Origin of the sequence: Pseudovibrio sp. W64 (assembly GCF_001623145.1) — a bacterium.
In the GTDB taxonomy this organism is placed as follows: Bacteria; Pseudomonadota; Alphaproteobacteria; order Rhizobiales; family Stappiaceae; genus Pseudovibrio.
Genome location: NZ_LMCI01000008.1, coordinates 26530 through 50019, shown reverse-complemented (window position 1 = coordinate 50019; position 23490 = coordinate 26530). Strand labels below are relative to the sequence as shown.

Below are 23490 nucleotides of genomic sequence, written 5' to 3'. Positions count from 1 at the left end.
CTATGGCTCCAATTGGGCGTTTTGAGGGGATATTAGTAGGCGAATACGCGCTGCCATGTTGGGCCTGATGCCTTCGGGCGGCGCGGAGATGGAGAGCCTCAAGTTAATCGTGCCGCGGTCGGCAGAAACGATGGGGGCGATGCGTTGAAGTGTGATTTCAAAGGGTTGATCCGGGAAGGCGTCGAGCATCGCCTCTCCGGTTGCGCCGGGCTGAAGAGGAGAGATCGCCTTTTCCGCAACGCTTGCGTCAATCACTAGACTGCTGGTGTCGACTAGAACCAGAAGGTTTTGACTTTCCCGAACGCTGTCAACGCGCGCCAGAATGGTGTCGCTCACACGGGCATTGATCTGGGTCACTGTACCTGCGAAGGGCGCGCGGATGGTCAGCTCATCCACTTGCTCTTGCGCGATCTCGACAGCCAGTTCGGCGCTTAGAACGTCCTGGCGAGCCTGCTGCTCAAGGTTGATTGCGCTCTTCCAGTTGGTTTCGGCCTGTTCGAAGGCTGATCTGGAAATGGCTGAGCGTTGCGCCAGAATTTTGTTGCGGTTGTAGGTGGCAATCGCCTGCACCAAAGCGATCTCCCGGGCCTTCAACGCTAGATCAGCAGAGGTTTTTTGAAGTTTGGCCTTTTCCAGGGCAAACTGGGCCTCAGGGGCATCGATAATTGCGAGAACCTGACCTGCCTCTACCTGGTCTCCCACCTCGACATTGAGCGAGTGAATGGCACCTTCGTATTTGGAAAAGACCGAGGTTGACCGAGGGGCGATAACGAAGCCGGATCCAGTGATCTCGCGTGCGGCGATGCGGGCAGGAGACGGATTGTCCACGAGCGTATCGCTCACTTTTTGGGTTTGTGACATAGGTGTCGCTGCGGCAGGCTCGAATTCGCCGAAGAGCCTTTCCAGATCAAGGGGAGATTGCAGGTCGACCCAATGGCCGGTCGAAACCAGGGCCACTCCAAGGCCGACGGCTGCTGTGATGGCGACGCCGAATATCCAAGGAAGGGTCTTCCGGCGTGGCTTTTGCTGGGCCGTCAAAGGCTCAATCGAGAGGGATTTGAGCGTTTCGGCAAGTTTGCGGTCGTTTTCAGTGAGCGTGGTCATGTCCCCACCTAATACCTTTGCGCACTTGTCTTCGACCTAGAATGCGATTCTGGACGTTCTAAAACGCGATTTGAGAAGTTGGTCTTTGCGGAAAGTTGGATGGCTCTTGGGAGTTTTAAACATGGACAGCCGGGGCAATGATCTCGCGGTACGACCGCGAAACCGCCACCAAACCTGGCAGGATCACACGTAAGGCCGCGTCGAACAGCAGAGCTCGAACCATCCTCGGGAAGGGTAAAGTCTTGGGGCGGCATCAGAATAAGGACCGAGGAATGGGGATTTAAATTGCTAATTAAAACGAACCCTTCTAAAACAGCTTCAAAAAATTAGGAAGTTTCCATAATGAAAATTGCTGTTGTTCTGCCTAGGGGCATGGTCTTTTCAGAGACTGGGGCTACCTCGATAGACTTGGTTGTTAGAGATCAAATTCAAAACAGCCAGTATAACCAAACAAGCTATGTTGTTGGCGTAGATGTTACTGAGCCTTTCGAAGGAATTGATTACCGTCCCATTTTACCGCTAGGGCAACGTCAACTTAATAAAGCATATTTGGAGCAGATAAAGAAGGATGTCCCTGATGTTGTGGTAGTGCATCAGTATCCGCAAACTGCTGCATACTTGGCACAGCATCTACATAAGGTACCTGTCATTTTGTACCGCCACGGTCTTCTCAAAAAGAGAGCAGGTTGGGCATCTAAACTCATTAAGCAGTTCCAGTTCCGAAAGCTCGCGCGGATTATATTCGTTAGCGACTTCATAAGGGACGCATTTCTTGAGGATTTTCCAAGCTGCAAGGCGCGGTGCACTACAATTAATAATGCGGTAGATACCAACTATTGGGCTCCCTCTGTGGAGAAGAAAAAAAGCATTTGTTTTGCTGGTCGAGCTCGGCAGGATAAGGGTATTCTTGAACTAATTTTAGCGTATCAAAGTCTTCCTGAAAGTGAGTGGGAACTTGATCTTGTTCTTGCCGTCCAAACTGATGCTGAGCGCGCCTTCTTTGGTTACGTTGAGCATCAGCTGAAGGATGCAAAAAATATCAACCTTCGGAAGAATTTGAGGTCGAATGAAGTGCGGGAGGTGTTTGCTTCCGCACAAATCGCAGCGTTGCCCTCGATTGTAAAAGAGGGATTCCCGCGTGCGGTTGTCGAAGCAATGTCTAGTGGGTGCGCAACAATCACTACCCGTAGCGGAGGTACGCCGGAGGCTGTCGGTTCAGCAGGAATTCTTCTGGAGAAAACTACTCCTGAGGTAATCAGTAAGGCGCTTTTGGGGCTTATTTCTCATCCAGACGAAATCGTGCAATGGGGGCGCCGCGCACGTCTACATGCAATCAATCACCTCGATCTTAAGGTTAAAGCAGTTGAATATGATGCTGTGCTGAGCAGCTACCTGAATGCGGCATTACTATGATAACAGACGATCTATGGGGCTACACCAAGGAGGTCACTCTCGACTTCTCCAGATCGGGAAAACCCACCAGCCAGGTGGTCCAAAAAAGGGGAGCACCTCAATGCAAATAAACAGGAAAATTGAAGATCAGGTCTCGATCATTGTGAAGACCTTCGAGAGGCCCGACCTTATCAAGCGGTGCGTCCATAGTATTCGGGCTCTTCATCCGAGGCTGCCGGTTATCGTTGCGGATGACAGTCAGGAAACAGTTCGCTTCGAAAACGACCCGCATACCACCGTCTTGTCTCTTCCCTATGACAGCGGCATCTCTTGGGGTCGCAACCGCGCGTTGGAACAGGTTGTGACGCCCTACTATATCCTGATTGATGACGACCATTGCTTTGAAGCTGACAGCAATATTGACGGCTTGATCCGAGTTCTTGAGGGCACCGATATGGATATCGTGGCCATGCGCATGATCGATTACCGCAATGGCAAGAGGTATTCTCGCGGAGAGCTTGTTTTTGCCGGAACCATGGATATTGAGGGAGGGGTGTTTCGCCACAAAGTAGGGGCAAATCGGGGCTATCACGCTGATCACCCTCTCTATGATCTTGTTCTGAACTGCTACATCGCCAAAAAATCCTCTACCTCAGACCTGACCTTTGATGAGAATATCAAGATCGGCAAAGAACACGGAGACTACTTCTTACAGGCAAAAAGCAAAGGCCTAAAGATTACAGTTGCCAAAGACGCCTATATCCACCACCGCCCTGTTTATTCTGATGCTTACAATAAATTCAGAAAGAGAAGCGACGACTACTCGACGTACTTCTTCAACAAACATGGAATTGAGAGTGAAGAAATTATTGGTTCTCATTATTTCATTGAAAACAAGGTCCGACATTACGGCTCCAGACTGCTGAGTTTCTTCAAGAAAGTTTAAAATGGATAGCAAACCACCAATAGTCGGTGTTGTGATGCCCGTGAGGAACGGGGAGATCACGATCAAGGACGCGATACTGAGCATCTTGACGCAAACTCTGGCGGACCTCGAACTTATCGTTATTGACGATAACTCCACCGATGGGACAAGGCAGATTCTTGAGGATTTGTGTTCGAAGGACTATAGGATCCGCGTGTTTGCATCTGAGGGAACCGGTATCAGTGCGGCAAGAAACACCGGCCTAAAGCACGTCAGAGCCGAATTTTATGCCTGCATGGACGCCGATGATATCGCGCAGCCCACTAGGCTAGAAAAGCAGGTAAACGCTTTTCTGGCGCGCGCAGACCTTGTTTTGCTTGGCAGTTTTTGTTCCACATTTCACGGGAACCCCGGTCTTGAGGAAAAAGTACCTCTGCCCACCGGAAACAAGAAGCTGCAAGTGGAAATACAGTTTGATCCGACTTTCTTCCATCCCAGCATTATGGCCCGTACTGAGCATGTACGGAAGGTTGGTGGATATCGCTGTGCATTCGATGGAGCGGAAGATCATGATCTCTATCTGAGGCTGGCCAATGTTGGTGACATTGATATTCTTCCAGAGTATTTGCTAAGCTATCGGCTACACCAAGCGCAGATCACTCAAACAAAAAAAGCGCGGAGCCGTGTTGCCTCGCTGGCCGCTGTTCGAGCGAACGAACTATCGTTGACCGATGAGGACCTTATGCTCTTAACGTCCATTGACGAGTTGGCATACGACAGGCTGGAAAGCATGTGCGCTAAAAAAGGAAGACTTTCAAAGCGGCAGGTAACACAGGCCGTGCGAACATTTCCGGCACTGGCTGCCCGCCAGTATGACCAGCCAAAGCTCACTGGGTTAAGAAGGAAGTGGATGGCAAAGCTCTTGCTTTCCTGTGACTTCCTTGCTGCCATCCGCTTCCTGAAAAGAACGACTGGTCTGCGCTACCAGTCCTGATTCTGTATTGCGATAGAAAATCAGAAAATATGTATTTTCTACTCTAGAAAGTAAGGCATTCCAAATGAGTATTGATGCGATCAAAAACAACTTAAAGATTGTTTCACGTCCATATTCTTACCTAAGTAGATGTCTCGGGTATAGCCGCACAGTTCAATCCGTGAAGAAGTCTTTTCAAAAAAGGATGGGGTACCCTTTAGATATTGATAATCCGCAAACTTTTAGTGAAAAACTACAATGGTTAAAACTGAACTACTCCGATGAATGCTTAGTAGCGTACTCTGATAAGTTAGCTTTTAAAGATCATATTACTGAGATGGGGTTAGATCATTACAAGATCAAAACCTTTGATTCAGCTTCATCGTTCAATGGCATTAACTGGGAAACTTTACCTAAAAGTTTCGTTCTCAAGACCAACCACGATAGTGGTTCAGTTTGGTTAGTACACGACAAGAACGCAGCAAATACCGAGCTACTAGAAAAAAAAGTAGATACATCCCTAAAAAGCACCTTTGGATTAAAAACATTTGAATATAATTATCAAAAAATCTATCCAAGAGTCTTTGCCGAAGAGATGCTTTATGATTGCGATCTAAAAGATTTTAAGTTTTTCTGTTTCAACGGAAAGCCTCACTACATTCAAGTTGATTTTGATAGGGCTACTAATCACACAAGAAATTTTTATAACACACGATGGGAAAGACTTAACTTTTCTACATCGGGATATAAGATATCTGACAGGGTTATAGAGCGCCCAGATCATCTTGATGAAATGCTTGAAGTCTCGGAAATCATTGCTTCGACTTTACCATTCTTACGGGTCGATTTGTACTACGTAAATAAGAAAATCTACATTGGAGAAGCGACTTTTTTCCCAAGTGCTGGGTGGGGCAAGTTCTCAGAATCAAGCTGGGATTTGAAGCTTGGCAACCTACTGAAGCTTCCAGAAAATCTCAAAAACTATGAACCTGGAAAAAGAGTTTATGAGTAATAATATAGATCTTAGAGATATGGTTACAGTAATCATCAGGTCTATCGGAGAGCGAACAGAGCAGTTGTGCCATTCTCTTATTGCAACTCAAGTTCCATCGGAAAACATTCACATTGTTGGAGAGGTTCCGTTCTCAATTACTCTTGAGAAAACCTACAAAATAGGGTTGCAGGAAAACAGAAAGTGGACTCTATGCATCGATTCAGATGTTTTAGTAAAATCAGGGACTATCAAAGAGTTGATCGGTTTTGCAGAAACGTGTCCCGAAGAGGTATTTGAAGTTAATGCCTTAGCTATTGATAAATTTCTTGTAAGCCCTCGAGAAGTTGGACAGCGATTATACAGGACAAGTTCGTTAGATTTGGCGCTGGAACACGTGCACGCCGCCAGAACCGAACTCAGGCCAGAGACGTTCATCGTAGATAAAATTATAGAAACCGGATTGAGGCAAGAACATGCGAACGTGATTGTCGGCATACATGACTTTGAGCAATCCTATCGCGACATTTTTCGCAAAGTATTTATACATACCAAGAAACACAGGGACGCAGGTGTCGCAGCAGACTACAGACTATGGGAAAAGTACTCAAACTTTGATGAGGACTTCAAAGTAGCTCTGGCTGCCTACGATCTGGCTACTAAATATTCCGATAGCGTGATGATAGATCGTGATGCAAAATTTATGGCCCTATTTGATGAAGTCTTAGATAAACTAAAGCTTATTGAGAAGGATTCTTTATCACCAGGTAAAAGTACTTCTTTTGAGTTAGTGAGCGCTATACTCAACGACCATTTGTTAATGTACAAGGTACTACAAAAAGAAAATCCTTCATTGTACAGAGATCTGAAATCTAAAGGATTCCTAAAGAAACTGATAAGAAGAATAGCTCACATTCGACTTAGGAAAGACAGAAAGTTGGTCAAACTCTTCGGCATTACTTTTGTCGATAGTTAATCTGTGTCGTTTGGGATTCCACTCTCAAAGGTTCTTCCCCGCAAAGGGACGAAACGCGACATCCATTTTTGCGTAACATGTTGATAAAAATTCCAATACACCGAGTTTTACTCCCCCAAAAGTATGGCAAAATCCCGCTAGATTTTTGGTTGAAGAATGCCGAAGCTGTCCGCGAGCTTTTCATCCGAAAAGTCATACTGGCCCAGTCGGAAGGTTTGTGCGTACGATCCCGCTAAGGGAGAACAAATGAGAAACCTTGCTGCTGGTCTAAATTCTCTTAAAGGTCTAACGTCAGTTTTAGGCGGTGGGTTCAACTGGTGGGTGCAACACTTTAATCTTTAAATAGAGATGGAGTGTTCTACATGAAGTATCGCCGCCGTATTTACTATTCTTCCGCACAACGAGCACAGATTTGGGATCGATGGCAGCGGGGAGAGTCGATGAGTTCGATTGGCCGCCTGTTTGACCGGAACTCCTCCTCGGTATTTTCTGTCATTTCGCCAACCGGAGGCATCCGCCCCTCTGACCGGCATCGTGGTAAGCTGACGCTGAGTTTGAAGGAGCGTGAGGAAATATCGCGCGGTCTCAGCATTAACGCCTCTTTACGATCTATAGCCCGCAAGTTGAACCGGAGCCCGTCTACGATCAGTCGCGAGGTGCAACGAAATGGTGGTCGGCTTGCTTATCGTGCAGCAGCGGCTGATCAGGCCGCCTGGGACCGCGCTCTACGGCCCAAGACATGCAAACTCGCTTGCCATCCTTCTTTGAGCCACGCAGTATCTGTGAAGCTGCGCAGCAAGTGGTCTCCAGAACAGATTGCCGGTTGGCTCAAACGTAGCTTTCCAGGGGACGTAACCAAGCAAGTGTCTCACGAGACGATATATCGAAGCCTTTACATACAGGCCCGCGGCGTATTGAAGAAAGAACTGCTGGACCATCTGCGTGCTAAACGCACGATACGTCGGTCCAGACACGCAAGCCTCAAACGGAATAGTTTAGGCCAAATTAAGGATGCCGTTTCGATCAGCAAAAGGCCTGCTTGCGTCGAAGACCGTGCAATACCGGGGCATTGGGAAGGAGATCTGATCGGAGGATCCAAGAATAGCTATATTGCCACTCTTGTTGAGCGGCAAACACGCTATGTCATGTTGATCAAGGTTGCCAACAAAGACACGAGCAGTGTTATCTCCGGGTTGATCAAACACACCCACAAATTACCAAAAGAGCTTTACAAATCTTTGACTTGGGATCGAGGCAAGGAGATGGCAGATCATCTAAGCCTGACATTAGTAACGGATGTTGCTGTATACTTCTGCGACCCACATTCACCGTGGCAACGAGGATCAAACGAAAACACGAACCGCTTGCTGCGGCAATATTTGCCCCGAGGTACTGACTTATCTGTACACACGCAGCCTGAACTTGATGCAATCGCAAGACAACTCAACGAACGACCACGCAAGACCTTGCAATATCAAACTCCAGCTGAGAAGTTTTCACAGTGTGTTGCCGCGACCAGTTGAATCCACCTCACTCAGCAACCAGCTGACCAAAATCGACCTATGGTTGAAGTCACGCACTGGCCGGGTGCGTTTAGATTAAGGCCAAACGGCAGCAATTGGTCAGCTACGTCGTGCCGCTACTAGGAATGCTTTGCGCCGATGAAGGTCCGCAAAGGGGGGCTTTCGGTATGAATCTTTATTACTCTCCCACAGCCGCAAAACAAAAGATTACGGCACCACAGATTTTCATCTTTATGATGCCGTAAGACCTTACATGGCCCAGTTCAGCCGACGAGACAAAAAATTAGGATCGTTTCGCTTTTTTGCGCGCAACAGCCGACTTCAGTTCTTCGAATTTATCATCAAGTCGCTCTATTCTATCTGATAGATATTGCTTAACTCCACTGTCATTTCTTACTCGGAAATATGAAGCGTTCATGTGGGTATGATCTTTCAAAATATTCTTTATTTCCTCTATGAAGGCGGTTTGTTTTTCCTTCAGGGCTGCGAGATTATAGTTTTTCTCGTGACATTGGCGGGGAAGGTAAACCTCACTGTAGACTAAGAACGCTTTGCCTATTCCATTGGCTTTGCCAAATGAATGGTTTCTTTCGCAGTACTTCTTAAAGGTTGAAAAAAGCTCTCCAAGTTCCAAGGTCTCAGCCTGTGCTTGATTGATTGCTTTAACTAGCAAAGTCTTCCGCTCGTTATATCGCTCCTGCCTTTCCTCCAAACCAACAGAGTAATCTTTCTGAAGTGTCACCACCTTTTCAAGGGCCGACGTAATCGGACGTTGGAAGCGGTCCAAACGCAGCTTGTCAAACGGATTACGCAGCGTGGGATCACCCAGGGCCACCTCATCGGCCAAAACCATCGCAAGCTTTTCCTGCTCGCTATTCAGGAAGTCACGATACGCTGAAAATTCTGTTTCTTCGCAGATGGAAGGTAGGTTGAAACGAAATGAATAGAGAATCTTGGTTTGTTTATTCTCTTCCCTTAGTTTTTCGATATCTGCACAAGCAGCTTTAACTCGCCTGATTGTTTCTGGAAGACGGTCCTGTGTATTTTTCACCATCTTCAACCCTTGTTGGAGATCTTCCTTGTGCTGTGAAAGGATTTCGGCATTTCTTCTCTCAATCAAGCTTGCCCTCAGATCAATAATCCGCCTGGCGAGTTCTGCATTCTCGAAATGTTTCAGCTCAAGTTCTGTTGAGTTTCGTTCGGGGTCACTCAGCCTTTTTTGCAGATCTTTTCGGCATTCAAGCGTCACTTGACTAATTAAAGTACCATCAAGCCCGGCATAGATCGGCACATCCAAGCCAGCCATAAGCATCACGCATTGTTCAGTTGATTCCGAAATCAATGGCTGAAGGTCGCTGTTAAAATTCCAGCCTTTGTCGCCAAACAGAGCTGTAAGTTGATCATCAGACACTTCAGGAAGAGGATTGCAGCTCACTAATAGAGCGCATGACAATATAGCTACTGCGCTCAAAGTTGCTTTTGCTGAATGCTTCAAAATCATTTTATTCATAGTCCTTCCAAGAAAATAAGTCTCATTTCGCGAATAAAAAACGCATTATGGAGGCGCGGTGGTCACTGCAAGCCTTCCAACAAGCGCTGCAGGCGAGCACCATCAGGGCTATCCAGCAGCGTGACTTTCTCTTGATTGGCTTTGCCCGGATTGGTGATCATATCGAATGAACTTGTGATCTGAGTACCACCATCAACCCTGCTGAAGCGCAAAGCAGCACGGGCACGTGGAATGCCATCGCTGTAGGAGGCATGCTGCTTTCGTTCCGTGCTGTTTGGGGTGAGGATCTGTTCGACCACAACAGTGTTGCTGGTCTTGCGGATCACCTTAAATCCTATGCCAGCAAATGCATCGATCACAGCCTTTTTGGCTGCTGGAACAGATTTTTGTGTCACCACCCGAGGTGGCTGTTTTGATGAGACGGGAATGGATGTTGTTTGGCAGGCCGCTAAGAGCATGGTTGCGGCAAGAAGAACGAAAAGCTTTTTCATGGAAATCTCCGTTTGAATGATCCATCAAGTTGCGATGGGTGGATTGGTAAGTGATCTGCAACAGCGCAGAGCTTGGGACTGAGTGCGGCTGAGTGAGAAATGACACCCTAAGCGAGCTAAGAACGGCCAGCCGTTAAGGAGGCGAGATCCTCAAAGTTGCCTGAGCGGTCTATGCCGCTCATAATTTGGATGAAGGTTTTTGAGAGCACAGTGCGCTGTTCTTCATTGAGATTTGCCAGCAGGTTTTCAGCTGCTTGCCTGCGGGACTTGACAAGTTCATCAGCTTTTCTTTTGCCCCCGGCCGTGAGCTTCACCTTAACTTGACGGCCCTCACGCTTCATACGCCGGACAAGCTTGCCCTCTTCTAACCGGTCGACAAGCGTTGCCGTTGCGGATTGACTGAGACAGACTTGCTTTGAGATGTACGCAAGAGAGGGCGCTGCTTTTCTCCGCAGAAGTAGCAAGATTGCTGCGCAATTTGCTGGAAGCTCCCCATAGGTTTGCACAACTGCATCTTCTAAAGCGGTGCTGACTTCACAAAGCTGGTCGGCAAGATACTTGGCCTGCACTATAAAATACTCCAAATTCAAATTTCAAAACAATGAGGTGTTGTTCGTTCCCAACATCGCTCAGATCGGTTCATTTCTTCCGTCACAAAAACGGGGGAGAGCGCTGTCAAGGATCGACCCTGAGGCGGGGTATCTCCCACTGGAATGCACTTGCAGCTCGTGTCCTTCTTGCATGACTTTTGGGCCGGATGTGCCGGCGCAAAAGTCCTGCAGGAAGGATGGGGAGGCCTCAGGGTCGGGGAGCAGTAGCTCCCTTGTCCTTGACAGCGATCGGGGGCACAGTCCCATTTTTTTTGAGAGGTGCTTATTCATCCAGATTTGCCTTGCTGAGCAGGCCAAAAACAGACTTTTGAAGGTGCAGATCCCCGGCTTTAGCTTTTGCCAGACAGCCGCGCACAAAGCCGCCATAGGAGTTGATGGTGGTGGCCGGATCGGTGCTGCGGCGCTCGGCAATCACAATCAGCGTTGCGGCCGCGCTGCTCCCAAGTTTGCTGCACGCCTCCTGCCATGCTGGTTTTGAGATCCCAAGATATCCTGCTGCCAGTGTTGCGGCCTCGATGACAGAATCCCAATCGGCACCACCGCTCTTTGAGGCATTGCGGATCATATCGCGCAGCATGGGACTGGCACAGGCTAAAACCTGTTTGAGCGTGATGTGCTCGATACCGGAGCTCAGGAGCACGGCTTGTGCTGAAGGCGGTTCAAGACCGGGCAGGGGAGGCGAGTTGGACCTGTCCTCATGTGCAATCGGGTGTTGACGTGCTGGAGCAGCACTTTCACGCTCGATCTTTTCAAGAGCCCTTTCCGCGTCAGCGGTCAAAGCAATCTTCAAGTCATTGCCGGCAGGCAGTGTCCGCTCACTACTTCTTTCGTTAGAAAGTGTTTGTTTTGTATTGCTTGTATTTATGTGTCGGAACTGGATTTCCGACCTGTCGGAAGTTTTCTTCCGACCAAAGGTGTTTTGAGGTTCGGATTCCGCTGCTGGATCGTCCTCGATCTGGTCAGTGGAAGAAGCCTCACGCACCTCATGAAACGCTGCGATCAGCTGCAAGAACTGCTTGCTCCATTGCAACAGCTGGGTGATGGTCAAGCGTGCCTCGATGCGGCGCGGCAATGACAGCAACAGCTTTTGCGCATCCCCTGCAGCTGGATGGCCTGGATGCAATGTCAGCCGCTGTCTTAAGACCTTTTTGTGAAGCAGGAGCGTTGTCTTTTGCTGTTTCCAGACAAGGGCGCGCTGCTCCAGTTCTTGCGCCATGCAGTACAGGCGCTTGTAACTTGCGGCCAGAGGGGCAAGATTGACACCAAACGCCTGCAGGAGCTCGCCACCAGCTGAGCGATGGCCGAACCGGCGCAGGTTGCCACTGTCATGCCAGCACACAAGACCGGCACGGTTTAAGGCCCGCTCGATGTTGAGCACCTGGCGCTCGCAGATCGAGCGCTTGTTGGCGGTCGCGCTCACCGTCAAATAGACAATCGGATTGCTGCCGCTCTGCCAATCCTGATCGCGGGTATAGCCCACGAGGAATTCCAGGTGCGCAACTTGTGTTGCGGTCAAACCAAGCTCGCGTTGCAGCTTCTTCACCAGCGAGAGCACATCCCATCGGCTCACACCGACCGGCAGGCCTGCAAAGCTTCTGGCCGCGACTTCTGCCTTCTCATTCTGCTGGCGCGATGTGTTGCCGATTCCAAACACTGCCGCTGCCTCATCTGGCATATAGGCATCAATAAACATTCCAAAATTCCGTCTTCACCGGAAGCGTTGAGCTAAATTCAGAGTGAGTTTTCCTGTTCGCAAAAATTATTGCGTTCTTCACTCTTGCAATTTATGGGAGGGCAACATAGAAATTCAGGTGCTAATCTTGGTTTCTATGTTGACCTCCCCTGGTGGCCTCTGGCTTCCAGGGTTTACTTTTTTATAGGGCAGTGCCCTGATTGCTTTTGTCCTTGAGATTTTCATTAAATTTCATTCAATTGTTACAAACCCCTTTTCGATTTAAAAAGTACAAGTTTAATCAACTTGTGTGTTACACACATGTAAAGACTGATTTCTGATCAATTATTCATAGGACTTTCGAATAGAGCTATGGATTTCCCTAAGTCTTCGAGTAAACTAATCTCATTCTTACTTATTAATTGAGCATCACTACATTATTGATAATGCCCTCCTTTACTTGAACACATTAACTATACTTGAGTTAGTTGTGAACAAAGATGGAACATGCCCAAGTTTCATTGAGAACTCCCCCAGAGTTTTGTAAACTAAAACCAATGGAGGGACATTCAAATGCGCAGAGTATTCAGACACATAGCTATTGATTTGAGCTGGTTTATTTCGTGGGCCGTGATTTCGGCTCCAGCTTTTGTAATCTTGTTTTATGCTTTGATCCCGGTGACTTCTGCCATTAACAATTATGACTTGCTGCCGTTCCATGTCCCTCACGTCAACGAGCTGTTTGTTCTTTGCGTCCAATTCACGCTCATCCTGTTCCTGGCTTCGATACCGGGCATCTCTGAATTCTTTGATGATATCAGGTTGGGTGCGCGCCGCTGTTCGCAGCGCGAGCTTGATCAGATCGAATCCGCTTTTGCCTATCTGCAACACAGCGCCGATACCAAGAACATCAAACTGCCTCACATTGTGTGGCGAGTGGTTGACGACAAAAGCTACAATGCCTGCGCTTATGGCCGCAACCGGATTGCCATCCATAGGGGCGCTCTTTTTGATACCAAATTTCGCGAGCACGGCCTTGAAGAACTGGCTGGGCTTCTTGCTCACGAGATAGCTCATTTGCGGTATTGGGACACAAAACACGCGGTAATATCGGCTGCAATCTTCACGCCGTTCAATGTGCTTTTGTTTTTTGCAAATCTCTTCAAAAGTGTACCAATCCTCAATCTGGTCGTGATGTTCTTCTTCTTTCCTTGCAGCCTGATTATCGGGATCGGAAATCGTATCCCGGCCCTGACCTCTCGTATGGCTGAGTATCGCGCCGATGAGTTTGCTCAAATGCTGCTTGGAAAAGACTGCATGTGTCAGGTCTTTAACAGCATAGGCGATGAACGGGGCGGCACGAACATCATGGCTCACTACCTGACCTCCCATCCCCCGACTGAACTGCGTCATAACAATTTGCAGCTGCGATCTGATTATCGTGCCCAATTCAATGCTCCTCCCTCTGAGGATCTCCTCGCCCGCTTCCGCAAGCATTAAAATGCCTTGCCAAACATAGTCTTCATCCTGTCCCTCTTGCCGCTAGCACCACCAGCAAGTCGGGCAGGGCGCTTTATCTGTCCCGGCCTTTGTCTTTGACCTTGTCGTTGTCAGGCCGCTTAGCCTTGTGCTGCTTTTGCTTTTGCAGTTTCACTCCAAAATGCTTCTCCAGCAGTCCTGGTTGTCGTCTTGACCCAAGTCCCATCAGGGACAACATGGCCTCTTCCCCTTTAAGCATCTCGATGGCCGCATGATTGAGCTGGGCGTAATCCGTTAGAAACGACTTCCAACTGTGTTTGCGTTTGCGCTTGGGTTTACTGAGCTGATCGGTGAACTTCTCCCAAAGATCGGTTTCCCGGTGCCGGTCATAAAGCGGCCTGCGTTCATAGCGGTCCTTGCGCTTAGCCTGAGAGAGATCTTTCTCCGCTGCCTGATAGGGGCCGAACTTGTCTTCCAATGCCTTTTTAGAAAAGTCACGGTGAACCGTGCTGGCTTTTTCCGAACGCGGGCCGTCCAGCTCCTTGAACACCAGGCCATTGCCGCGCTGCTTCAGTTCCAGCGAATACGCCGCGATGCCCTCATGGAACTCCGGCCATGTCTTAGAGCTTTCACGGATCTTCAAAAGCTCTTGCTTGTAATCCTTCACATAAGTGGAGAAGGAGACCTCATAGGTGTTGGCCTCATAATCCCTTGCCTTTGGATTGGTCTTCTCCAGCACCTCGCCCTTGGCGTTGGTGCGGGTCAGGCCGTATTTCACTTCCATCTCAAGACGGGTGCGCTCCAGAGCGTCAAAATCCATATAGGGCGTGTGGACCTTGTAGGTTTTGGGATGAATCCGATTGATCGCCACGTGCATGTGGTAGTTGTCTGTATTGGTGTGAGTGCCGATGATGCGCTCATGCTCTTCAAAGCCAAGCGCCTTGGCAAAGGACTTTTCAATGTCCTTCAATGCCGCCAGCTCGGGCACTTCTCCTTCCGCAAACGAGATCACCAGGTGATAGGAGCGGTCGCCCTTCACACGGGTGTTGTGCTTTTGCGTGTTTTCAATCTCGACAATGGCAAGCTCCAGTTCGTCTTTGGTGCTTGCCAGCTCGCAATTTTCAATCCAAAGATCGCCCAGCTTCTCATTGTCTTCCTTGGCAGCAGCCACATAACGCGCCAGCGCCTTAAAAGAATTCTGTCCGGATTTACGGTCTATCTTGTGTGCAATCATGGATCAGAGCGCCAATACTTTTGCTTTGAGCGCGCTCTGCGTGTCGCGAATGTCGTGCAAGAGCTTTTCCATCTCGCCGTGATTGGCCCTGAGCGCCATATCGGCCAGACCAGCGTTCAAAAGGTTGCCCAAACGCGCCTGGTCGTGATTGACCTTTTTCAGCTCATCAATGGCGGTTAGTTTTGCCGGGTCCGGATGGGCAACGTTTTCATAAACGTAGGCAACGTAATGACCGTATTTCCAGTTCAGCTTTTTGGCCCGCTTTTTGATGTCAGCAATCACGCTGAGCGGCATGTAAAGGTTGAACGCTGCCGTTTTCTCATTCTTTCCTCTTCCGAACTTAAAGCCTGTCTTGTCGATTTTCATAAGCTCATCTCCTGCTCAAAGCTTTGCTGTTTAGATTTTGTGGTATCGATCTGAAGCTCCTGCGCGTTTCCCAGCTTCCGTGCCAACCGGACTTGCGTAATGAACTGGGAGGCCGCTCTTTCTTCGCCGCGCGCGGTGGTCAGATCGTTCCAATCTTTCAGACCTTTGGCTTTATCAGCCTTGTTAAGGGGAGGGCGCACCACATACCCGCCAACGGCCTGCGCGGCCTCAATTGCTTTCTCCATTCCCTTATTGGGAAGAGGCTTTTCGCGTGTGGTGAGATGATGGTCATCATCAGCTGCAAACAGCATGGTCACGTCTGGGAATTTGTCACGCAGCGCTGTGGCAACCTTGACCAGGTTGTCAGCATCAAATGTCACGATGACTGGCTTATTTGTGAGTTTGTGAACGGACGCACCGGTCGCGTAGCCTTCTGCAAAGATAAGCGTATCTCCCTGTCCAGGCTTTTCCGCATCGTTTAAGTAACGCTTTGGATCAATTGCATGGAACAGCCCCTCTTTGCGGCCATGCTTGAGATAGTGTTTGCCTTCACCAACAAACTGCAGCGAGTGGATTTTAAGATCCGTATCACGTAGCGGAATGACCATGCGAGCGTCTTTATCCAGCTTCACACCAAACCCGAGGACGTTTTTTCGTTTCAAGTACTCGCAGTTTGACGGCTTGGCCCAGTCGGTCATGTTGGCCCATATCCCATAGGCTGTCTTCGCAGCTTTTTCCTGATCCAGCCTGCGCTCATTATCCCGGTTTCTTGATGCCTTTTTCCCAGCTTCAATGGCCCGCTGAATTTCATCTTTGGAAAGGTTAAGGTCTTCAAAAACCCACCTTTCTTGCTTGCCTCTGAAGTTGTGCAGCATCCCATTTGGAACACCACCTTCAAGGAAACCTCGATAAGAAGCACTCTTGTCTGGATCACCGTCAATTTTTACCCGGTGCCACTTGCCATCCATCTGTGCCAAGCCGCCAAGAACGACGTTCTTAGACCTTAACCATTTGCTGAACTCCCCTTCCGGATCGCGCTTTTGCTCAGCCGCAGGCGCTTTGCCTTCAACCGACCATTTCATCGTTGCCTTCGCGATTTCAGCGGTCGGCGCAAACCAGCTCTTAGCTTTGCGATCAAACCTGGCACCAAGTTTCTTAGCCTCCTCGCGCTCGTCATAAGGAACGGCCAGATAAGTCCGCTCGCGCTTGTCCCGGTTTGCAGCCTCACTCACATTTCCTTGCTTAAGCACGGGTGTCTTGGATCGGGCAGGGGCTTTGGTCTCACGTTGTGCCATGGTGGATCTCCTCAGGGTTTAAAACGACAGAAAGAATGAGAACTTTTGAGCTCATGAGCCGCCAGCCTTGCTATCAGTGGCCGGGCCTTCAGCAACCCGGCTGAGGGGGCCAAGAAATGGATTGCTCTGAGTTGCAGTCCCGGATTTGCAAGTCTCAGCCTCAAAAGCTTCCTGGATCACCTCTGGCGCGACCTGTTTATCCATATCTGGCTTGGGTGAGGGCTCTGGCATTACAGCTTGCGCAGGCGAAGTCGGTCCATCTTCAGCAGGGTGAGCACTGTTGCCGCTCTCAATCTGAACTCCGGCTTTGACGTTGCCAGAAGGTTTCAGTTTGGAGCGGGCGTTCATCACCTCATCAAAGAAATAAAGGTATTGCTGGCCCTTGATGGTTGGTTTACCGGCTGTGAACACCAGCACCTCACCTGGGGCAGTAACCCTGCCGTCTTCATCGTATTTGAGACCGGGGAGCAACATGCATTCATCGGGTGTCATCAAAGGCCGTGAGGTCTCAGAAACACTTTCCGAAAGACTGGCACCGCCCCGCTCTAAATTCTTTGACACCGAACGCTTGCGTTGCACCACCGTTGTCTTGCCGGTCATGTCAGACAGAACACGAGCCGTCTCGATCTTGTTAGGTGCATAGGCGATGCGCACATGGCAGTTGGAGATGATGCTCTCATCACGGGTATAGGCGCTTTGAAGCTGGGTGATATCCTGCGTGATCAGGAAAGCTTTGAGGCCATAACCTGCCATGAAGGCAAGCGAGCTTTCAAAAATGTCCAGCTTGCCGAGCTGGGGAAACTCATCCAGCATCAAAAGCATGCGGTGCTTGTAAAGCGTCTCACCCTCATTATGGGACATTTTGGCTGTCAGGCGCGTGAGCATCTGATTGAGGATGATGCGGATAAGCGCCTTCATGCGCCCAATCTCAGCAGGCGAGAGGACCAGATAAACATTGGTCGGCTGATCCGCGTTCATCAGATCATGAATGGTAAAATCACAGGCCGATGTGTTTCGCGCTATGATCGGATCTGCAAAGATCGCAAGTTGAGCCGTGGCCGTGGACGAGACACCTGAGCGTTCATTGGCTGCCCGCTTGCGCATGCGTGATGCCCCGCGCCGGACTTCCTTGTCAGCACCCTCATTGCCGTGCTCATAGCCCTCCATGTCGAGCAACAGCTTTTCAAATCCGTCCTCGTCCTTTTTCTTGCCCTCCGCTTTGGCTTTAACAAGCGCATCAAGCTTTTGCTCATCATCACCGGCTTCATCATCACCGACTGACAGGAAGTGGAGCACATCGGCCAGATTTGCCTTGCGCTTTTCCTCATTGCGTACCCGGTAAAGCACATGCAAAATGGCCGTAGACAGCCACGAAAACCCTTCCTGTTCCCAAAAGTTTTGAAGCCCCTTGCCGGAGGTGTCGATGATCATCTTGGCAACGTTCATGCAGTCACCAATCTGGAAATCGGTGTCGATGCGGATCTCTTCTAAGGGGTTGTAACGGGCAGAGCCTTCGGTTGCAGTCGGCTCAAAGTAAAAGACGTTCTGGCCTTGCGCCGCTCTCCAACCCGAAGTCTTCGCGTAGTTCTCACCCTTGATATCAAGGATGATGGTGCTTCCAGGCCAGGTCAGCAGGGTCGGGATGACCACGCTGATGCCTTTACCGGAACGGGTCGGGGCAAAGGCAAGCACGTGTTCAGGTCCGTCATGGCGCAGCATGGCCGCGTTTTTGAACTTGTCTTCCAGACCACCAACCACAACGCCTTTGCCGCGCAGATAGCCCATGCCCTTGATCTCGGCATCTTCAGCAAAACGTGCCGTGCCATGCAGCGAGCCTGAATCGCGCTCACCAGAGACCGTTTTGTTACCCGCCTGTTCCATGAGGATGCGGCCGACAATCATGATGATGATCATGGCGACAAATCCGCCGCCAAACGGGATCAGGATCTCATGGGGGAGTTCATTGGTCTCAATGTAAAAGGCATAAAGCCATTTCCACCACTGGGCATCGGTGGGATCAAACGCGAGCGTGTAATACCACCCTGCAAGCGTGACGGCGATGAAGGCAAATATGGAGACAAGAGCAACAACGCGAGGGAATACATGCATCACTGAGGTTTCCCGTCTTTGAGGATGTAACGGTTGTTTTTGACCTCGTAAATGTCAGTGACATGACGCACTCCGCGGTCAAAACGAGTGATATGGAAGACCACATCAACCAACGTGTCGAAGTACTCGCTGACTGGCTTTGTCAGGTTCATGCCTGACATATCGATGTTGTGCTGGAACCGCTCAACCACCATCTCAGCACGGTCAGCGTGGATCGTGCACATCCAACCCTTTGCGCCGGTGTTAAGCGCGTTCAAAGCTGGAAAGGCATTTTCAGTAGAGATCTCTGAGAAGATGATGCGATCTGGAGAGATACGCATTTTGTGATTGAACAGTTGCTCCCATGTTCTCAGGCCTGCGCCTTGTGAGGCTTCACGAGCTGCAAACAGCGCAGATCCATTCCAGAAGCGCTCAACTTCCAACTCCGGCGTGTCTTCACATGACACAATGCGCTCTTGGACAGGCAAGAGGCCAAGCAGTTTGTTCAGGAATGTTGTTTTGCCAGTGTTGGTGGAGCCGGATATCGCAATATTCCAACGCTTCTGCATGGCTTCACCAATGTAGTCGATGATCATTTGGCTAAGCCCCAGATCTTCGAACTTGATCTCATAGGGATGCTTACAACGCACCGCCATGGAAAGGCCGTTCTGTGTGCTTGGCCCAATCAGACACTCAAAACGATGGCGCTCGGGAAGTGACACGGAAAGATTGGGGTTTGAACTTTCAGAAAACTTCAGGCCGTTGTAGTTGGCAAGCGCCTGACATATGCGCCGGATCTCGGTGAAGCCGATATTTGGCGTCTCGATCTGCTGCAGGTCTGACTTGCGATGTTCCAGAATGAGTTTCCGAGGCCGCATCTGGCGCAGCTCAACTACATTAGGATCGCTGTAGAGCTCAGCTAAAGGTTCCATAAGCTTCATTATCAGTCGATCAGACATAACTTACCCGTTCACCCTGAGAATGACCTCTGGGAGTTGCTTTCAAGCCCTTGGCGTTGGTTGCGTTTTTAAACTCTAATCAGGTCTGGCAGGTACAAAGCCCGTACCTGCCAGACCCTTTGGTGTCAGCTAAGCCCTAGCAATACTCACGGTCATTCGACCTTTTGCCGTCTTTACGCACGAGGCTCTTAATGAGCTTTGAGCTCGAATGGTCTTTCCAGCTGGTGTATTCCACTTTTCCATCCGGATACGTGATCTTCGTGCGGGTCCGATATTCCTCTCTCTCATACTCGTTGGTAATGAAACCACGCGAGCATGTAGGAACACCCGGATTATAGTAGGTGGTTTTGCGTTTGGTTTTGCGTTCCGTAACACGGGTACAAACATCGCTGACAACACCAGATCCGGCACCTGCGGTTTTGACATAATCAGAACCATCAGGCCGCTCATACGTACGCCTTAACGTGGATGGGACTGTTTTGTTACAGCCATCAAACGTTGCATCGCCAGCACGAGGTACTTCCTCTTCATTTGTCAGCGAATAAGCAACTTGCTGTGCTCCGGACAACAGTTTCTTGCTGGCAATAGTATGGTTGGTACCTGCAACTCTGATCCAAACATCAGAAAGAGGTTTGGCTTTCAGTTTGGCATCATTATTCTGCCAACCGGTTGTTTCTACATTGTGATTAAAAGTCTTGTCGCCCTTCTCACAAGAACCAACATAGTTACGATCCGGGTTGTTGTAGTAGAACCGCTGCAGACCGAAGGAGTAACCGGATGTGAAGTCATGAATGAAGTCACTTGGCGTCATGCAGCCTTCAGTGGTTGATTTACATTGATAGCCTTCCGCGTATGGCGTACCAGCACCCAAAGCAACTTCATGACGTGTTCCATCTGGGCGTTCAAAAACATCGGTCAACCTGGTTGGAATGAAACCGTAACAACCTTCAAAATAACGACCACCCGGCTTCTGCTCACTCTCTTCACCCAATGAAGTGTAAGCAATTTCCGGCGCACCTGGCAGCAGCATGTTTGACGCCAGCGGATACACCTGACCGGCCACATTGATCGACACATCAGAAAGCGGCTGAGCAACCTTCTTCTCGTCATCATACTTCCACGAGGACAGCTCCACATTGTGGGTATAGCTTGTTCCGCCCTGCTGACAGGAACTCACATAAAACCGGTTCGGGTTCTCATAATAATGCCGCTCAAGGCCATAAGAGACACCAGCTGCAATATCGTGATTGAACTCGGCCGGATTGATGCAGCCTTCTGTGGTGGATTTGATCTCAACGGAAGCATTTGAATCGGGCGTACACTGGTCAATGTACTGCGCAGCGCCATTCACTGTGATCTGCGTGCGGTACTGAGGAATAGCCCTGCGCCCGCTCAAATCCACCATAGTCTGGCAGATATCGACGCCATTCTTCTTGAACACCTTCTCATGCGGATAGGTGTTTTCTGTGACACTACAAGGAGAGGCCTGGAAGAACTGCTCGTCCTTTTGATAGATCCACATCGCCATTTCAGTAGAAAGTTTATTGCCGAAATCATGACGAACGTTACAGCCATCTGTGACCTGCGCCATTTTGATTGGCTGGTAGAATTGGGAGCGCTCACAAGTGCGTACTGTCTGCAGATTGTTGTTGCCATCGGTGTAGACCAGTGAGGTTTCAATATAGGCCATGCCATTTTGCAGATCGATATCAATCGGGCAGCTGTCATCCTCGGTAATAGAGAATGTTGTATCTGGATCAGGCTGACAATCAGAAAGCTGGATGCGCTCCTGCTGGCTGTTGACGTAATATTCCAGATATTGCGGCTTTGCGATCCGGGCAGTCACATCGATCTTATCGTCACAGGTTGCCCCGCTCTTCTGGATCGTGAAATTGGTCCCGCTGTCTGAACACGCGCTTTCCTCAACCACAATGCCTTTTTTGAGCGTCTGGGTCTTGCTTTGAACCCGCACCTGGCCCTGATTGCGGTCAATGACTGGCGAGCAACCCTCAAAGGTCACACGGATTTCTTCCAGGTCTTCCTCAGGAGCGTCTTTTTCTTCCACCTCTTTACGATCAGGTGTCTCATAGCCGTTTTGTCCTGGCGTCTCCCCACCATCAGATGAGCCTGACCCAGCACCGGACCCGCCATTCTCATCGCGGTCAACATCCTCGTACTTCTCGTCGTCTTCTTTATCGTCCTTGTCTTTGTCGTCCTCAGGCTCTTCTTGCGCATTGAGCTTTTTAAGCGCTGCGATCAGCTCTTCTTCATTGCCCGATACATCAAGTGTTTCTTCCGGATTGATGGCATCCTCTTCAACATCGAACTGAGAAGAAAAGTTTTCTGCATTGAGTTCAACAAAACGCTCACCCTTCGTCAGGCGTGTGAGCACAGCTTGCCCGATCTTCTTCCCATCATGCATGACATATTGGGAGAAGCCTTCTGCGCTCACACCTGATACTGACACTTCGTCTTTGTTGACCCCCGCGGTGAACTGCGGGGCCTTCTTGATCTGCAAGGCAAGCTCAACCGCTTTGCCCTCAAAAATGGGTGTGGTCTGCTTCACGGCAACGGCAAACAGCTTTTCACGAAGGGCAGCGGTGGCCTGCGCTGCACTCGTTGTTGGCTTGTCTGCCCCGACCGCCTGCGCGGCGGGTGTTGGAGGGGCCGCTGTTTGGGAGAACCCGGCTGCTGTACTTGTCAGCAACATGGCCCCCACCATTGAAAGTCTTAAAATATTCCGCATCAAAATAACCTCACATTACTGCTGGGTAGGTGGAGCCAGGTACCAGTCATATTCAGGTCTGATCTGAACTCTGGTGCCCTGGGAAATACGGATGACCGGCCTTAAATTGACCGTGTCTTCCATAAACTTTGCCGACAACTCGCCAACGTTCTCCGAGATGCCTGTCAGGGCAGAGGCAATCGTGTCGGAGCCCTCTAAGCCATAGGCAGAAGCCATGGTGACGGCTGATTCAACGCCTGCGCCAATGGCAACGGTGGTCACAGCAGTGCCATACTTCTCCCACCAGCGATTATCGACGTGGCCGGACATGCCGCCATAGCCCTGCGCATCGCCAACCTTGGCTTTGAGCTGATAGATTTCAGCGCGGCTTTCAGCCATGAGAACACGCTCACATTGGAAGCCGATACGGGTCTGTCCAACCTTCTTGGCGCTTTCATATCGGCAGATCATCCGGCTTCCTTTTGGAACCAGAAGATTGGCCCCGTGATAGCCGTAAACGTCCCTGCTCACCTGAATGACGACCGTGCCCTCATCAGCAAGCTGGCTGTTAATGCCGGTTTCCATGATGCCGGTGATGTAGCGATCAGCCGTCACAATCCGGCTGTTATCAACCGCACTGGTGGAGATCCGGCCAGACGCTTTGTAGGTGCTGTTTTGCGGGTCAATGCCTTCCGGAGGACTGAAGGAACCGGATAGTCCACCTGCAGGAGGTACGTTGAGCGCCGCTGTGCGCGTTAGACCTTCATCAAGACCTGGAACATTGCCCTCTAACCCGTTTGCCAGCACGCCTTGCGAGGTGATGTAACCTTGCGTCCCAAAGCGAGCAGCTCTTGCAGCCTGCAGCTCCAGCTCGAACGGGCTTGGCTCAATGGGTTTTGGAGGCTCAACGATCTTCTCGACCGTGATGTATTCTTTCTTGATGATCGTTCTGGGCGGCGCGTCCTTGCTGACTTCCTTTTCAACCACGATGGGAGGAGCCATGATGATACGCGGCGGCGGCGGTGCTGGCGGTATCACCGGCTTGGGAGCCGGTGGCCGCTTATATTCAAACACACCATCATCATTTGGCGGCAAACCACGAGAGAGAACCGGCTCAGGGACACACGCCCCACCAAAACTCAATCCAACCGCAAGGAATAACTCACATACACTCAT

Annotated in this window: 19 protein-coding genes; 7 read left to right on the top strand and 12 right to left on the bottom strand. The window is 49.9% G+C overall.

Features of this window, described 5'->3' with window-relative positions:
• Positions 1 to 1104, bottom strand: coding sequence for an efflux RND transporter periplasmic adaptor subunit (locus tag PsW64_RS04625; RefSeq protein WP_063302852.1), 1104 nt, complete (start codon positions 1102 to 1104; stop codon positions 1 to 3).
• Between the two features lie 342 nt (positions 1105 to 1446).
• On the opposite strand from PsW64_RS04625, the gene PsW64_RS04620 reads away from it, so the two are divergent.
• The 6 genes from PsW64_RS04620 to PsW64_RS04595 all read left to right on the top strand — a co-directional run bounded on the left by PsW64_RS04620 (position 1447) and on the right by PsW64_RS04595 (position 7884).
• Entirely contained in the window at positions 1447 to 2517 is a 1071-nt protein-coding gene (locus tag PsW64_RS04620) for a glycosyltransferase family 4 protein (RefSeq protein ID WP_063302851.1), read from the top strand.
• Between the two features lie 100 nt (positions 2518 to 2617).
• Entirely contained in the window at positions 2618 to 3442 is an 825-nt protein-coding gene (locus tag PsW64_RS04615) for a glycosyltransferase family 2 protein (RefSeq protein ID WP_063302850.1), read from the top strand.
• Position 3443: 1 nt separating this feature from the next.
• A complete protein-coding gene (locus PsW64_RS04610) occupies positions 3444 to 4415 on the top strand; it encodes a glycosyltransferase family 2 protein (protein ID WP_063302849.1) in 972 nt (323 codons plus the stop codon).
• Between the two features lie 64 nt (positions 4416 to 4479).
• Positions 4480 to 5406, top strand: a complete 927-nt coding sequence (locus PsW64_RS04605; protein WP_082831013.1) for an ATP-grasp fold amidoligase family protein — start codon at positions 4480 to 4482, stop codon at positions 5404 to 5406.
• Entirely contained in the window at positions 5378 to 6361 is a 984-nt protein-coding gene (locus PsW64_RS04600; RefSeq protein WP_063302847.1) for a hypothetical protein, read from the top strand. Before PsW64_RS04605 ends, PsW64_RS04600 begins: the two co-directional genes overlap by 29 nt.
• A 362-nt stretch (positions 6362 to 6723) precedes the next feature.
• Positions 6724 to 7884, top strand: a complete 1161-nt coding sequence (locus PsW64_RS04595) for an IS30 family transposase (RefSeq protein ID WP_063302846.1) — start codon at positions 6724 to 6726, stop codon at positions 7882 to 7884.
• A 283-nt stretch (positions 7885 to 8167) separates the two neighbouring features.
• Here PsW64_RS04595 and PsW64_RS04590 read toward each other — a convergent pair whose 3' ends face one another.
• The 4 genes from PsW64_RS04590 to repC all read right to left on the bottom strand — a co-directional run bounded on the left by PsW64_RS04590 (position 8168) and on the right by repC (position 12189).
• The gene (locus tag PsW64_RS04590) at positions 8168 to 9394 is read right to left on the bottom strand and encodes a hypothetical protein (RefSeq protein WP_063302845.1); all 1227 of its coding nucleotides are present in this window, start codon (positions 9392 to 9394) and stop codon (positions 8168 to 8170) included.
• A gap of 62 nt (positions 9395 to 9456) precedes the next feature.
• Positions 9457 to 9885, bottom strand: a complete 429-nt coding sequence (locus PsW64_RS04585; RefSeq protein WP_063291674.1) for a hypothetical protein — start codon at positions 9883 to 9885, stop codon at positions 9457 to 9459.
• A gap of 116 nt (positions 9886 to 10001) precedes the next feature.
• Entirely contained in the window at positions 10002 to 10454 is a 453-nt protein-coding gene (locus PsW64_RS04580) for a MarR family transcriptional regulator (RefSeq protein ID WP_063291673.1), read from the bottom strand.
• Between the two features lie 304 nt (positions 10455 to 10758).
• Positions 10759 to 12189: a plasmid replication protein RepC gene (gene repC / locus PsW64_RS04575; protein WP_063302844.1), complete on the bottom strand. Its 1431-nt coding sequence runs from the start codon at positions 12187 to 12189 to the stop codon at positions 10759 to 10761.
• Positions 12190 to 12741: 552 nt separating this feature from the next.
• On the opposite strand from repC, the gene PsW64_RS28410 reads away from it, so the two are divergent.
• The gene (locus tag PsW64_RS28410; protein ID WP_063291671.1) at positions 12742 to 13668 is read left to right on the top strand and encodes a M48 family metalloprotease; all 927 of its coding nucleotides are present in this window, start codon (positions 12742 to 12744) and stop codon (positions 13666 to 13668) included.
• Positions 13669 to 13741: 73 nt separating this feature from the next.
• Here the strand turns inward: PsW64_RS28410 and traI are convergent, their stop codons facing one another.
• The 7 genes from traI to PsW64_RS04535 form a co-directional block, all read right to left on the bottom strand.
• Positions 13742 to 14881 carry a TraI/MobA(P) family conjugative relaxase gene (gene traI, locus PsW64_RS04565; RefSeq protein ID WP_063291670.1) on the bottom strand — a complete coding sequence of 380 codons (1140 nt, stop codon included), beginning with the start codon at positions 14879 to 14881 and terminating at the stop codon, positions 13742 to 13744.
• Between the two features lie 3 nt (positions 14882 to 14884).
• The gene (locus PsW64_RS04560) at positions 14885 to 15247 is read right to left on the bottom strand and encodes a hypothetical protein (RefSeq protein WP_063291669.1); all 363 of its coding nucleotides are present in this window, start codon (positions 15245 to 15247) and stop codon (positions 14885 to 14887) included.
• A complete protein-coding gene (locus tag PsW64_RS04555; RefSeq protein WP_063291668.1) occupies positions 15244 to 16542 on the bottom strand; it encodes a DUF5710 domain-containing protein in 1299 nt (432 codons plus the stop codon). The genes PsW64_RS04560 and PsW64_RS04555 overlap by 4 nt, the downstream gene beginning before the upstream one ends.
• 51 nt (positions 16543 to 16593) lie before the next feature.
• Positions 16594 to 18651 (bottom strand): type IV secretory system conjugative DNA transfer family protein, encoded by a 2058-nt coding sequence (locus PsW64_RS04550; protein WP_082831012.1) that lies wholly within the window; start codon positions 18649 to 18651, stop codon positions 16594 to 16596.
• Complete coding sequence (locus PsW64_RS04545; RefSeq protein ID WP_063291667.1) at positions 18651 to 19589, bottom strand: ATPase, T2SS/T4P/T4SS family; 939 nt, start codon at positions 19587 to 19589, stop codon at positions 18651 to 18653. Before PsW64_RS04545 ends, PsW64_RS04550 begins: the two co-directional genes overlap by 1 nt.
• 136 nt (positions 19590 to 19725) lie before the next feature.
• Positions 19726 to 22299 (bottom strand): hypothetical protein, encoded by a 2574-nt coding sequence (locus PsW64_RS04540; RefSeq protein WP_153042340.1) that lies wholly within the window; start codon positions 22297 to 22299, stop codon positions 19726 to 19728.
• Between the two features lie 51 nt (positions 22300 to 22350).
• On the bottom strand, positions 22351 to 23490 hold the full coding sequence (locus tag PsW64_RS04535) for a TrbI/VirB10 family protein (protein ID WP_063302842.1): 1140 nt from the start codon (positions 23488 to 23490) through the stop codon (positions 22351 to 22353).

Coding starts and splice junctions, on each gene's coding strand:
- PsW64_RS04625 (WP_063302852.1), bottom strand. CDS start 1,104: ATGACCACGCTCACTGAAAACGACCGCAAACTTGCCGAAACGCTCAAA.
- PsW64_RS04620 (WP_063302851.1), top strand. CDS start 1,447: ATGAAAATTGCTGTTGTTCTGCCTAGGGGCATGGTCTTTTCAGAGACT.
- PsW64_RS04615 (WP_063302850.1), top strand. CDS start 2,618: ATGCAAATAAACAGGAAAATTGAAGATCAGGTCTCGATCATTGTGAAG.
- PsW64_RS04610 (WP_063302849.1), top strand. CDS start 3,444: ATGGATAGCAAACCACCAATAGTCGGTGTTGTGATGCCCGTGAGGAAC.
- PsW64_RS04605 (WP_082831013.1), top strand. CDS start 4,480: ATGAGTATTGATGCGATCAAAAACAACTTAAAGATTGTTTCACGTCCA.
- PsW64_RS04600 (WP_063302847.1), top strand. CDS start 5,378: ATGAACCTGGAAAAAGAGTTTATGAGTAATAATATAGATCTTAGAGAT.
- PsW64_RS04595 (WP_063302846.1), top strand. CDS start 6,724: ATGAAGTATCGCCGCCGTATTTACTATTCTTCCGCACAACGAGCACAG.
- PsW64_RS04590 (WP_063302845.1), bottom strand. CDS start 9,394: ATGAATAAAATGATTTTGAAGCATTCAGCAAAAGCAACTTTGAGCGCA.
- PsW64_RS04585 (WP_063291674.1), bottom strand. CDS start 9,885: ATGAAAAAGCTTTTCGTTCTTCTTGCCGCAACCATGCTCTTAGCGGCC.
- repC (WP_063302844.1), bottom strand. CDS start 12,189: ATGTTTATTGATGCCTATATGCCAGATGAGGCAGCGGCAGTGTTTGGA.
- PsW64_RS28410 (WP_063291671.1), top strand. CDS start 12,742: ATGCGCAGAGTATTCAGACACATAGCTATTGATTTGAGCTGGTTTATT.
- traI (WP_063291670.1), bottom strand. CDS start 14,881: ATGATTGCACACAAGATAGACCGTAAATCCGGACAGAATTCTTTTAAG.
- PsW64_RS04560 (WP_063291669.1), bottom strand. CDS start 15,247: ATGAAAATCGACAAGACAGGCTTTAAGTTCGGAAGAGGAAAGAATGAG.
- PsW64_RS04555 (WP_063291668.1), bottom strand. CDS start 16,542: ATGGCACAACGTGAGACCAAAGCCCCTGCCCGATCCAAGACACCCGTG.
- PsW64_RS04550 (WP_082831012.1), bottom strand. CDS start 18,651: ATGCATGTATTCCCTCGCGTTGTTGCTCTTGTCTCCATATTTGCCTTC.
- PsW64_RS04545 (WP_063291667.1), bottom strand. CDS start 19,589: ATGTCTGATCGACTGATAATGAAGCTTATGGAACCTTTAGCTGAGCTC.
- PsW64_RS04540 (WP_153042340.1), bottom strand. CDS start 22,299: ATGTTGCTGACAAGTACAGCAGCCGGGTTCTCCCAAACAGCGGCCCCT.
- PsW64_RS04535 (WP_063302842.1), bottom strand. CDS start 23,490: ATGAGTGTATGTGAGTTATTCCTTGCGGTTGGATTGAGTTTTGGTGGG.